Here is a 12,410-nt window from a genome sequence, read left to right as displayed (position 1 = left end):
GTGAACCCACGTCCCGAATACCCCCGTCCACACTTCAACCGATCCGAGCACTGGCTCAGCCTCAACGGCGAGTGGGAGTTCGCGCGCCAGGCCGATTGCTTCACCGAGACCATTGTGGTGCCCTTTCCCTGGGAACACTCCGACTCGGGAGTCGTTGCGCACTGGCTGCCGACAGCCTGGTACCGGCGGCAGATCGAGCGCCCGGCCGACTGGCTCGGGCAACGGATCATCCTGCACTTCGGCGCCGTCCACCATCAGGCGACCGTCTGGGTCAACGGTGACCTCGCCGTCGAGCACACCGGCGGCTATCTGCCGTTCGAAGCCGACATCACCGATCACCTCGACGCAGCGGGTCGTGCGGAGCTCGTCGTCCAGGTGGACGCCCCGACCGACAAGCGATTCATCCCGCACGGAAAACAGCGCAGTCTGCCCGCCGACGACTACGACGGCTGCGCGTTCACACCCTCGAGCGGAATCTGGCAGAGCGTCTGGCTCGAGCCTCGGCCGGCGTCGTACATCTCCAGGCTCCAACTCCGGCCGACCGATGCACTGGACGGCATCGAGGTCGAAATGACCGGCCCGTCGCCCGTGCGGATCGAGATCCCGGGGGTCCTCGTCCGCGAGTACGACGAATGGCCCGGCAGCGCAACCCTCCCGATTCCCGAGCCAAGGCTGTGGAGCCCCGACGACCCACATCTGTACGACGTGATCGTCGCCGCCGGCGAGGACCTGGTCCGCGGCTACACCGGACTGCGCAAGGTCGAGTGGCGAGGCAACAATCTGGCGATCAACGGCGTGCCGACGTACGTGCGCGGCGTTCTGGACCAGGGATTCTGGCCAGCGGGCGGGCACACGGCGCCGAGCGACGAGGCGTTCCTGCTGGACCTGGGGCTGGCGCAGAAGGCCGGGTTCAACCTTGTCCGCAAGCACATCAAGCTGGAGGACCCACGGTGGCTCTACTGGGCCGACCGGATCGGCATGCTGGTCTGGGCCGAGCCGCCGTCGACCGGGCGCTTCACCGCTGAGGCTGTCTCCGCCTTCGAAGAGGTCGCCGCCGGCATGGTCGAGCGGGACGCGAACCACCCGAGCATCGTGATCTGGGGCGGGTACAACGAGGAGTGGGGCCTGGACTGGGACGTGCCGGGCGATCCGGCCAAGCAAGACGCCGTACGGCGTGTCTACCGGAGTCTCCGCTACGCGGATCCAACCCGTCCCATCGTCGACAACTCAGGCTGGGCTCATGTCGAGACCGATCTGGTCGATTGGCACTACTACGACGAGAACGTCGGGTCGTGGGCCGCGGTCGTGGATCGGCTGATCAACACCGCCGACGGCAGCTTCCCAGTACGGCTCGGCCCGGACCTCCTGCTGCAGAAGGCGATCAACGCGCCCGGTTTCGACGGGGCGAACAAACCGCAACTCAACGGCGAGTACGGCGGCGGTTCGACCAGCGTGGAACGTGGGTGGCATCTGCGCTGGCAGACCCAAGAACTGCGCCGGCATCCGCTGAACGCGGGCTATATCTACACCGAGCTCTACGACATCGAGCACGAGACCGTCGGCATCTACACCTACGAGCGCCGTACCAAGGACCTTGGCGGGGTTGTTCCGTCCGACGTCCACGCCGAAACGGTGCTGATCGTCGACCTGACCCCCCAGGCTCCAGGCCGCGACCTCGTTCTTCAGGCCGCCGATCGCTCGGTCGTCATCCCTGTCCGAGTGTCCCACCACGGGCAGGATCCGTTGCTTGGCACCCTGCACTGGGAGCTGGGCGGTGCGTCCGGCTCGATGCCGGTCGAAGCCAAGCCCTTCGAGGTTACGGAGCCGTTCGGGCTCAGGCTGCCGTCGAGCAAGGGCCACCTGTTGCTGTGGGCGACGGACCCGGCCGGTCACGTGGTGGCACGGACTGCCATGGACTTGACCTACTAACCATCCCAGATCTCGCCGGCATCTTGACCGCCGGCGCACGGGGACCACCTTCACTCGACCCACCCTGCCGAATGTCAGAGGAGGATCATGTCAACCGTCACCCGACTGCTGGCCGCCGCGACCTTACTCGCCGCAGCCCTCGTGTCAACGCCCGCTACGGCGGCACCACCCGGCAATGTGCTCTACAGCCCGAACCTGTCCACCTATCCGAACGCCGATGCGAGCTACCCGCGGGCGATTCGCCTCGACCACGACGGCAACGCCGGCCGAACCGTCCTCGCAACCTTTGCCCGGCGCAACGAAGCCGGTCAGAACGGCTTCCCGATCTTCCGCAGCACCGACGGTGGCACCACGTTCGGCGCCAACCCGATCGGCACCATCACCTCGAACACGGCCGGCTGGGACCTCGGCGCGCCAGTCATCTACGAGGTCCCGCGGACCGCGAACGGCCTGAACGCAGGCGACCTGCTCGCCGCCGGCACGGCCTGGGACGAAGGAAACTTCACCGCACAGAAGATCGAGGTCTTCAAGAGCACCAACGGCGGCGTCACCTGGCAATACCTGTCCAACTGCACCCAGACCGGCGGCCAGCCGAACACCATCGGCCAAGGCATCTGGGAACCATGGTTCCATCTCGCACCCAACAACACCCTCGCGTGCTTCATCTCCGACGAACGCCCGGCCGGCTCACCGACCAACAACCAGATCATCGGTCACTACACCTCCACGAACGGCGGCGCGTCGTGGAGCGCCAGCATGACCACCGACGTCGCATTCCCTGCTGACAACCTGGCCCGGCCGGGGATGTCGATCATCACCCCGTTGCCGAACGGCCAGTTCATGATGACCTACGAACTGTGCCGCGACGCGACGAACGCAGACCACGCGTGCGAGGTCTACATCAAGACCAGTCCCGACGGCCTCAACTGGGCCCCGACCAATAGCACCGGCACGCTCGCCCAAACGGTCGACGGCCGCCATCTGCTGCACACGCCGTATGTCGCCTGGATCCCTGGCGGTGGACCGAATGGCACCTTGCTGCTGTCCGGGCAACGCGTGGTCATCGGACCAACCGGCAACAAGGCAGTCATGGCCGAATCAGGATCGGTCCTGTTCGCCAACACCTCACTCGGCAGCGGCAGCTGGACCGAACTCGAGGCGCCGGTCAACGTCAACCCCACCGGTAGCTACGGTCCTGGTGCTCCTGGCTGCCCCGGCTACAGCTCGCCGATCGTCCCCTCGGCCAACGGTACGTCGTTCCTCTACCTGGCGGCGACCTGGCTCGGAACCGGCAACCAGTGCCAGGTCCGCTTCGGAGCCGGCATCATTGGCGGCCCGACCGGAACCATCACCGGACCAGGCACCGCCGGAAAGTGCCTCGACGTCGACCACAACACCGCGGTGAGCGGGAACGCCGCCCAGCTGTGGACCTGCGGCACCGCATCCGGACAGCAGTGGACGATCATGGCCGACGGCACCATCCGCTCCTTCGGCAAGTGTTTGGACATCGTTGGCAACGGTACGGCGAATTTCACCAAGGTCCAGCTCTGGGACTGCGGGCCGGCCGGCGGCCAGCAATGGCAAGCCCAACCCAACGGCTCACTGCGCAACCCACAGTCCGGTCGTTGCCTCGACAGCCCAAGCGGCGCCACCGCTGACGGCACCGACCTGCAAATCTACGACTGCAACGGCTTGGCGCCCCAGCAGTGGAAACTGCCGGCCTAGCTTCAACACCCCAGTAGCCGGGCGAGGGTCTTCGCGACCGTCGCCCGGCCCAACTGCGGCGAAAATCGCAGCAGTGATCGTCCGTCCGCTCCAGTGAGGGAGAAACACATGCAGGTCGGCAGCAAACTGATCGCGGGACTAGCGTCGTTGAGTGTGGCGGCCGCAGGCCTTGCGGGGTCCGCGTTGACCCGTGACCAGAGCAACTCGGGCACCGATGCCGGTGATGAGGCCAGGAGAGCATATGGCGTACGGATCAACCAGCTCCAGCAGATCGGGGCGCACAACGCCTATCACCGTGAGGCGCCCGACGACGAGAAGAAGATCCAGCTTGCACAGGAGCCCGGCGCGGTCGGGCTGTTCTACTCACACGCGTCGATCCCGGATCAGCTCGAGGACCAGAATGTCCGGATGGTCGAACTCGACCTGTTCCCGGACCCCCAGGGCGGGCTCTACACGTATCCTTTGGTCCGTAAGTTGGCTGGTAAGGGCCGGCTGACCGATCCAGACCTGGCCAGGCCCGGGATCAAGGTGCTGCACTGGGCCGACTTCGACTACGGCACCACTTGCTCGACGTTCGTGAAGTGCCTGACGCAAGTGAAGAGCTGGTCCGACGCCCACCCGAAGCACGCCCCGATCACGATCCAGCTGGAGCTGAAGCAGTCCGACCCGCGGCTGGTCGCGGCTGGGGGCGTGCAGTCTCCGCCGTGGAACCTGGACAACCTGAACAGCATCGACACCGAGATCCGGTCGGTCTTTCCCGAGCCGCAGTTGTTGTCACCCGACGACGTCCGGCGTGACGGCCTGACGCTGGAGCAGTCTGTGCTGGCCACGGGCTGGCCGACTCTTGGCCAGGCCCAAGGCAAAGTGATGTTCTTCTTCGACAACGGCGGTCCCGGAGCGATCCGTGACGCCTACCGCGAAGGTCGGCCGAGCCTCGAGGGACGGGCTGTCTTCACGAGAGGGCCGGAGGGTCAGCCGGACGCCGCGGTGACGATGGTGAACGACCCGCGGGGCACGAACCAGGCCGAGATCCAGCGGCTGGTGAAGAAGGGGTACATGGTCCGCACCCGCTCCGACGAACCGATGTCGACGGTGCTGACGAACGAGACCAGCCGAGTCGGGATCGCGCTCGGGAGCGGTGCCCAGTGGGTCACCACGGACTTCCCAGTGGCGGGGATGGCGGCACGGTACGACAGTGACTTCGTCGCCAAGTTGCCCGGCAACACCGCCGTACGGTGCAACCCTGTGGCGGCGCCGGCCTGGTGCGGGAACGCCTTGGAAAGGTGAGTCATGCCGGAGTGAGCTTGTGTGACAGGTGAAGGCCTCCGGTTGTGAAGTGGAGCTGCCTAAGGAACCGCTTCACCAACCTGGAGGCCTTCGCGTCCCACGCTATCGCTGCTTTGCATCGGTGGCGACCAAGCTGGCCAGGTCCATCGCCTGGCGCGAGGTTGAGCCACGGTCGGTGGTGTGCTGCAGCCGCTGGACCAGCACAGCGCCGATCCGGCGATTGCAGGACCGGAGTGCGGCCACTACTCGAGCACGCCCAGCAGGCACTGAACGAGCTCGGACCGCTGTTGTCGCCGGACAAGGTCCGGATATCACCGTCTACGACGCGGTGGTGTTGCCCAGCGACCACGGCCCGGTCGTCGACCTGTGCCAGGACGCGACCCCAGGGCCGCCCGCTACAAACGTCCAGGACGGCAACCTGTTCACCGGCGAGAACCCGGCATCGAACGCATCGATGGCCGACGTCATGAGCGCAGCTCTCGCGAACTGACATCTCGCGATTCTGTGGCGTGATGCCGGGTCTCGGTCAGGAGCGCATCAGATGGACGGGGTCCACTTCTGCGCATTCGCACCATTGCAGTCGTAGATCTGCAACTGGGTGCCGTCGACGGTGGAACTTCCGGGGTCGTCGAGGCAGCGGCCGGACTGTGGGTTGATCAGCGAGGAGTTGGGGCCGGGCACCCATCTCTGCGCCTGGGCACCGTTGCATTGCCAGAGCTGGATCTTCACCTTGTTGGCGGTTCCGCTTGCGGTCACGTCGAGGCAGCTGCCCAGTGCACGGAGGGTGCCTCCAGTGCTGCCGGGGGTGTAGTTCCATTGCTGCGCGACGGTGCCGTTGCAGGTGTAGATCTGCACCGGCGTGCCGTTGGCGGGGTTGGCGGCCCGGACGTCGAGGCATTTACCCGCGATGCCTGAGCTGAAGACTGCCTTGCGCGACTGATCGTTTGCTGCGAGCGCGGTCTCCACCAGGCTAGCCGCCGCACGCATGCCGGCCTCGTTCGGGTGATAGCCAGCGCGGCCCGCCGCCGGGTAGTAGGTCTCCATCCATGGGTCCGCCGAGCACGCGTTGTGTGCCTGGCTAGCCGACGCCAGATCGACCAGGGTCGCTCCCGTGGCGGACGCCGCAGCAGCGGTCGCGTCCGCCAGGCGTGAAGCGATGCTGCGCTCGAACGTCGCCTGGTCCGCGGTCAGCGGGACGTTGGCGCACACGCCTGAAGACGGCAGGATGGTCAGGTAGTTCACCAGGTATACCTTGGCCTGTGGCGCCACGGCGTATACCGCGTTCACGATGTTCTGGATCCGCCCGGACAACAACGGAAAGGTCTGGTTGATCGCGTTCTGGTCCACGGTGGCACAGTTCGTCCCACCGCTGGTCTGGCACGAGTAGGCATACATGCTGCCCAGGTAGTTGACGTCGTTGCCGCCGATCGTGACCGTAACGAACCGGGTGGTCGAGGTGACCGCCTGGATCTGTGGCGCAAGCCCCGACTGACTCGTCGTCAGCACGTTCGCTGTGGTAGCTCCGCTGCAGGAGACGTCCTTCAGGTTGGCCCCGGTATCGCGCGCAACGACACTGGGATAGTTATTGGCCGAACGGGAGCAGGTCGACGCTCCAGTGCTCGTCTGCAGCGGCGGGATGCCCGGCCCCGCCGCGTACGAACTCCCGATCGCGACATAGTCGAGTCCTGAGGGACCGGCAGCGAACGCGTCTGTCGCCGGTACGGCGAGCGACGCGGCCAGCGTCGCCACAACGACAGCCGTCGTACGCGCCGATCGCCAGGCGGGGACGCGCTTCTTCACATGCGGATCAGGCAACAGATACCTCCACGAGGGCGGGGCGCAGCATCGCACGGTGCAGCGCCTCAGAGTTGGCGAACTTGCAACGTTGCAAGCCGGACTCTAATCTGCACCAGACGCCACGCCAAGAGCCTCCCGCCTGTGCCGCACCTCATACCCACCAGCCGGCATGAACTCTTGCCACGCCCGACCATTACTGGTGCGCGGTCTGCACTGGGAGGCCCGAGAGGACCTCCCAGCTACGTCGACCAGATACTTAGTCTCGAAGACGGATCGTGCGGAACCACCCAGGACCTCGGCCGTTGGCAGTTCAGGCGATCGGTCGAGTCAGCAACGTCGCACGGGATCGCTCTGCCGCCTGTCGATCCACGCCGACCGGGAGCACCCGAGCACAAACAGGCACAGTCACGGCAGCCACGACGAGATGCATGAGCGCCAGGGCCGCGACTCCGATCCCCGACGAGTGGGGAATGAATCCTGTCGCCAGCAGCACCACGTCCGGGGTCATCGAAAGCAACAGAACCCCAGGCACAATGACCCTCAGGGCGGCGGCGGGACGCTTCGCGCGTCGCGCCACCACCACCCACCCGGCAAATCCGGCAGCAACCCCGACGACGGTCAGCACAGCGAACGTCGGCAGCATCAACGGACCGAATTCTGCGCTCGCCCCCGCGGCGATCGCAGTCTTGGCCACCACAAAGTTCAACCCCGACGCAACCACAGCCGCACCAATCACGGCCAGCACCCGAACCCTGCCGCTCACCGCGCGGTCCATCCGGTGTCGATCATCGTCATGCTCATTCCACACCTCCCAGGCAATTAGTCCACATCTCGTACTATTGACGATAGGGTACTAACCACTGAAACACCAGGACGATGGCCGATTATTCCGAATCTCGTACCAACCAGGGAGATCGGCAGATGTTCCTGGCAGCGGTCAGGACGATGACTCCTCGGCCATGATCACCTTGGTCAGAAGGGCAGCGAAGGTCTCACGCTCCGACGACTTGAGGATGTGCAGCATCCGGGTCACCTCGTCCCGGAGCCGCCGTTCGAACTCCTCGGCAACTTCGGCTCCACGATCAGTCGGCACGACAACGAAGTTCCGCCGATCCGCCGGATCAGCCGATCGGACCACCAGACCGGCCCTCTCCATGCGCGCAACGACACCCGTCATGGTCGACTTACCAACCCCGAGGACAGATCCAAGCCCCAGCATGTTCGTCGGCCTGCGATGCAGGACAAACAGCATGCGGGCTTGCTGAGTAGTCATTCCAAGGTCAGAACTGATCCGCTCATAGTGCTCCGCCACCGCGCTCGAGACCCTGATCAACGCCGGCCCGGCGGCAAGCCGCTGCGACTTCGCCATATCGCCCTTCCAGAGAGACACCTGCACTGACAACCCTAGAGGCTTGGCGCTCGCGGGATGACCGTCCCGCCACAGAAGGCCGCCTCGCACCCGCGGACACCTCGACCCCGATCGTTGTCGTGTGCAAGTACAGGGTCGGCGGTCACTCACCCACTCAACCCTTGGGTTCCACCACTGACCGTTGTTCGAGCGAAGACCTTGCCGGGATTGAGGAGTCCAGCAGGGTCAAGAGCCGCTTTGACTGCGCGATGCATCGCCAGCACCTCGGGACTGAGTTCGCGTTCGAGGCCGCCGGCTTTGAGGAGCCCGACGCCGTGCTCGCCGGTGATCGTCCCGCCGAGCTCGAGCGCGGCATCGAGGATCTCCTCGAACGCAGCCTGGGCACGGCGTCGGGCGGCGGAGTCGCCCGCCTCGGTGATCAGCAACGGATGCAGGTTCCCGTCGCCCACGTGGGCGATGTTCGCGATCGTCACCCGATGGCGACGACCGATCTCCTCCACCCGGGCGAGCATGACCGGGATCTGACCGCGCGGCACACAAACGTCCTCGGTGAGAACCGGCCCGAGTCGCTCCACAGCCGGGTAGGCCAGCCGGCGCGCGGCGAACAGTGCATCGGCCTCGTCAGGGTCAGTCGACCGGTCGGCCCAAGTTGCCCCCGCGGCGCCGAAGCAGGCGACCAACTGATCGGCCGCCATCTCACCAGTTGCTCCGGGGTCGTCGATCCGCGCCAGCAGGACCACCTCCGCCTCGACAGAAAGTCCCATGTTCTTCCACTCGTCGACCGCGCGCAGGCAATGCCAATCCACCAGTTCGAACACCGCCGGGATGATCCCAGCGGCGCCGGCTCCCCGGACCGCTTCGCCTGCCGAGACGACATCTGAGAAGTATCCGACCACCGTGATCGAAGGTGCCGGCAGCGGCCGGAGCCGCACAGTCGCCTCGGTAACGATCCCGAGCGTGCCCTCTGAGCCAACGATCAGTCCGGCGAGGTCGTAGCCCGCCACCCCTTTCGCCGTACGACGACCAAGTCGCACTACCTTCGCCGTACCGGTGACCACTTCGAGCTCGAGAACGTAGTCGCGCGTCACGCCGTACTTCACACAGCACAAGCCGCCGGCATTGGTCGCAATGTTCCCGCCGATCGTCGACCAAGGCGAGCTTGCCGGGTCCGGTGGATACCACAGACCGTGCTCGGCGACCGCTGACCGGAGGACATCGTTGATCACTCCAGGCTGGATGACTGCGAGCCGTTCCAACGGATTGATCTCGAGCACAGATGCCATCTTTTCGAGGCTCAGAACGACGCACGCATCGACGGCGTTGGCTCCGCCGGACAGCCCAGTCCCGGCGCCACGGGGCACCACCGGCGCACCATGTTTGAGGCAGACCTCGACGGTACGTCGTACCTCTTCGGTACTGCGGGGCCGGACAACTGCGGCCGCCGTGCCGACCGGAGCCCACTCGGCCTCGTCGTGACTGACCCCACTGACCACTACGGGGTCCAGCACGACGCGGCCTTCCGGCAAGGCAGCCAGGAGGTCGCCGATCATCAGCTCACCATTCACGGGCCCACCCCGTATCCATGACGGGTCTGCGTCTCGCACATGCGCAGGATGCGCTCGAGTGCTGCTTCCGAATTGAGCGCCGGCTCGAGAACCTTCCGCAGCAGCAGACCACGGATGGCTGCGATGACCACGATCGCGGTAGTCATCGCATCTGCGGGCTCCAGGCCGTCGCGTTCAGCGACGGAAGCAAGCATCCTTGTCAGGTCGTCCAGCGAGTCGATGAACTCGGCGAATTCCGCCGGGTTGTAGGCAGCCAGGCCCACGACGTGAAAGAAGCCGCGAACCCGCGAGAGATGCTCCGGTCGACTGTAGGCGCGCCAGATCGCTGTCACGAGATCCGGGAAGGCGCCTGTGCCAGCCGCTCGGGCCAGCTCCTCGTTGTCTCGCGATCGTTGCGCGGTCAGCATCGCGGCGAGGACTCCGGACAGCGATCCGAAGTGATACCTCAAGAGCGCATGGCTGGTCCCGGTTCGGCTCGCGATCTCACGCAGTGACAGATCCGGCGACGGCAAGACTCCGCCGAACGCCTCGAGAAGGCGGGCCAGCAGGCGATCCCGGGCGTCGCCTCGGCGTCCGGCGCTTGACAAGTCCATACTCAGAGTTTATCCATTGGAAAAGAAATTGGTAGCCCATCCACTGACGGAAGGGACAAAATCGTGGCCCGTCTGCAGGTAGTCGGGGCGACAGTGGTCGATGGATCTGGCCGCGATCCTGTGATCGCCGATGTTGCGATCGACGGGAGAACGCTCAGCAGGCTCGGAGCATCGAGCGGCAGGGGTGACCGCCTTGACGCCACCGGCTTGACCATGACTCCTGGGCTCGTTGACGCTCATGTCCATCTGGGCCTTTCCAGCCCGATCCAGCCGCAGTTCTCGTTCCAGATCAGCGCAGCTGAGATCGCAGCGGACATCTTCGCGACTGCCGGAGCAGCGCTCGACGCAGGCTTCACGACTGTCCGGGACACTGGTGGCATCGACGGCGGCGTCGTCACCACGATCGCGAATGGCAAGGTCAGGGGACCTAGGGTCCTGTCGTGCGGACCTGTGCAATGCCAGACAGGCGGGCACGGCTACTTCGGAGCGGACTGGGAGCCAAGCGAACTGTGGAGCGCCCATCACGTCCCCGGTCTTTGTGCCCTGTCCATGATGTCCGGCAATGCCGACGAGCTCCGAAGCAACGTCCGCGAGGCCTTTCGTCGCGGCGCGACCTTCCTGAAACTCTGCGTCACAGGTGGCGTCGTCGGTGCCCATGACCGGTTGACCGACACCCAGTTCACGATCGACGAAATCTCGGTCGCGGTGCAGGAAGCCGCGTCACGGGGCACATACGTCACGGTTCACGCTCATAACAACGAAGGCATCCGGAACGCGATCCAGGCCGGCGCACGCTGTGTCGAGCACGGAACCGACTTGGATGAGCCCACGGCGGCCCTTATGGCCGCACACGGAGTAGCGCTCGTGCCCACTTTCGCCGTTGTCGACCAACTCCTACATCACTCCGCTGCAGCAGGTCTTGGCGAGTCGAGCCGTGAGCGAGTGGCGGGCGTTCGGGAACGTATGGCCGAGGCTCTGCACACGGCCAAGGCCGCGGACGTTCGGATCGGCCTCGGCTCCGACCTCATCGGTCCCGCTCAGAGCCGCCGGGGCGAAGAACTCACGCTGCGCGCCAGGCTCGAAACGCCGATGGACGCTCTGGTGGCCGCCACGAAGACCAACGCCGAGATCCTCGGCTTGTCAGGCGAGGTCGGTGTCATCGCACCGGGCATGCAGGCAGACCTTGTGCTCTGGAACCGCAATCCACTCGAGGATCCAGAAGTCTTCTCCGACCCCACGAATGCTGTAGTCGTCATCCAAGCTGGAAAAATAGTGAAGGACTCCCGATGAGCTCTATGTGGCAGGGGTGTCTCGCTGACACCAACTATTTCGAGATGCGTTCCAGCGAGGGACGTGAGTACGGCGTCTGGGTCACCACCCCGCCCGGCTACAACCCCGAAACGACGACGGCGCCTGCCGTCTACGTCCTCGACGGCAACTGGGCTGTAGGCATGACTGCGCCGCTGATCGTCACCCAGATGGATCCCATGCAGCAGGTCCAGCCCTACATCCAAGTCAGCGTCGGCTATGCAGGCGAGGAAGCACAGCACTGGGCGCGGCTACGCAACAGAGACCTCGTACCGCCCGGCGAACCCATCGCCAAGGAATTCGTCGACGCCGTGGAATCCGCCCTCCATGCGGGCGCAATGACACGCCAGCAAGTCGACGCGTACCTCGCCGAACTGTCCGACACCCACGGCGACACCTTCCTCGCCTTTCTTACCTCGGAGCTGCACCCACGGATCGAGCGTGACTACGGCACCGCCACAAGCGGTCACGGGCTGTTCGGCTACTCCTACGGCGGGCTGTTCAGCCTCTACGCCTGGCTCACCCGCAACTCGCTCTTCGAGACCATCGGAGCGGGGAGCCCCGGTGTCGCCTCTGGAGACAGCGAGGTCTTCACCTTGCTCGAGGAACTCGGGGACGAACCCCGGACCGCCAAGCTGCACGTCACAATCAACGACCAGGAGCTCGTTGGAAACCTCGCGATCTACCAAACCTCGAGCAGCAACACGACTCGGCTCCTCCACGACCTGAGCTCGCGCAGCGACAGCGTCACATCCGCAGTCCTGCGCGAAACTCACGTGACCGGCCTTCAGGCCTCCTTTCTCAGCTACCTCAGGACCTGCCGCGCACTGAAGTAGC

At 65.4% G+C, this 12,410-nt stretch carries 11 protein-coding genes; 6 read left to right on the top strand and 5 right to left on the bottom strand.

Going from position 1 to position 12,410, the window contains the following annotated elements; all coding sequences use genetic code 11:
• The 4 genes from ABD231_RS35380 to ABD231_RS35365 all read left to right on the top strand — a co-directional run bounded on the left by ABD231_RS35380 (position 1) and on the right by ABD231_RS35365 (position 5,431).
• Positions 1–1,929 carry a glycoside hydrolase family 2 protein gene (locus tag ABD231_RS35380; protein WP_344162311.1) on the top strand — a complete coding sequence of 643 codons (1,929 nt, stop codon included), beginning with the start codon at positions 1–3 and terminating at the stop codon, positions 1,927–1,929.
• An 87-nt stretch (positions 1,930–2,016) separates the two neighbouring features.
• Complete coding sequence (locus tag ABD231_RS35375) at positions 2,017–3,654, top strand: ricin-type beta-trefoil lectin domain protein (RefSeq protein ID WP_344162308.1); 1,638 nt, start codon at positions 2,017–2,019, stop codon at positions 3,652–3,654.
• Between the two features lie 108 nt (positions 3,655–3,762).
• Positions 3,763–4,941 carry a phosphatidylinositol-specific phospholipase C1-like protein gene (locus ABD231_RS35370; RefSeq protein ID WP_344162305.1) on the top strand — a complete coding sequence of 393 codons (1,179 nt, stop codon included), beginning with the start codon at positions 3,763–3,765 and terminating at the stop codon, positions 4,939–4,941.
• Positions 4,942–5,062: 121 nt separating this feature from the next.
• Positions 5,063–5,431 carry a hypothetical protein gene (locus ABD231_RS35365; protein ID WP_344162302.1) on the top strand — a complete coding sequence of 123 codons (369 nt, stop codon included), beginning with the start codon at positions 5,063–5,065 and terminating at the stop codon, positions 5,429–5,431.
• Between the two features lie 47 nt (positions 5,432–5,478).
• Here ABD231_RS35365 and ABD231_RS35360 read toward each other — a convergent pair whose 3' ends face one another.
• The 5 genes from ABD231_RS35360 to ABD231_RS35340 all read right to left on the bottom strand — a co-directional run bounded on the left by ABD231_RS35360 (position 5,479) and on the right by ABD231_RS35340 (position 10,265).
• Positions 5,479–6,756, bottom strand: a complete 1,278-nt coding sequence (locus ABD231_RS35360) for a ricin-type beta-trefoil lectin domain protein (protein ID WP_344162299.1) — start codon at positions 6,754–6,756, stop codon at positions 5,479–5,481.
• 292 nt (positions 6,757–7,048) lie between these two features.
• Positions 7,049–7,501: a DUF6069 family protein gene (locus ABD231_RS35355; protein ID WP_344162296.1), complete on the bottom strand. Its 453-nt coding sequence runs from the start codon at positions 7,499–7,501 to the stop codon at positions 7,049–7,051.
• Between the two features lie 174 nt (positions 7,502–7,675).
• Positions 7,676–8,128 (bottom strand): MarR family winged helix-turn-helix transcriptional regulator, encoded by a 453-nt coding sequence (locus tag ABD231_RS35350; RefSeq protein ID WP_344162293.1) that lies wholly within the window; start codon positions 8,126–8,128, stop codon positions 7,676–7,678.
• 125 nt (positions 8,129–8,253) lie between these two features.
• Positions 8,254–9,672, bottom strand: coding sequence for an FAD-binding oxidoreductase (locus ABD231_RS35345; RefSeq protein ID WP_344162290.1), 1,419 nt, complete (start codon positions 9,670–9,672; stop codon positions 8,254–8,256).
• The gene (locus tag ABD231_RS35340; RefSeq protein ID WP_344162287.1) at positions 9,669–10,265 is read right to left on the bottom strand and encodes a TetR/AcrR family transcriptional regulator; all 597 of its coding nucleotides are present in this window, start codon (positions 10,263–10,265) and stop codon (positions 9,669–9,671) included. The genes ABD231_RS35345 and ABD231_RS35340 overlap by 4 nt, the downstream gene beginning before the upstream one ends.
• 213 nt (positions 10,266–10,478) lie before the next feature.
• On the opposite strand from ABD231_RS35340, the gene ABD231_RS35335 reads away from it, so the two are divergent.
• Positions 10,479–11,555: a metal-dependent hydrolase family protein gene (locus ABD231_RS35335; RefSeq protein ID WP_344162284.1), complete on the top strand. Its 1,077-nt coding sequence runs from the start codon at positions 10,479–10,481 to the stop codon at positions 11,553–11,555.
• Positions 11,552–12,409: an alpha/beta hydrolase gene (locus tag ABD231_RS35330; protein ID WP_344162281.1), complete on the top strand. Its 858-nt coding sequence runs from the start codon at positions 11,552–11,554 to the stop codon at positions 12,407–12,409. Before ABD231_RS35335 ends, ABD231_RS35330 begins: the two co-directional genes overlap by 4 nt.
• Position 12,410: the final 1 nt, after the last annotated feature.

Origin of the sequence: Kribbella yunnanensis (assembly GCF_039529655.1) — a bacterium.
Lineage (GTDB): Bacteria > Actinomycetota > Actinomycetes > Propionibacteriales > Kribbellaceae > Kribbella > Kribbella yunnanensis.
This window is presented reverse-complemented; position numbering and strand designations above follow the sequence as displayed.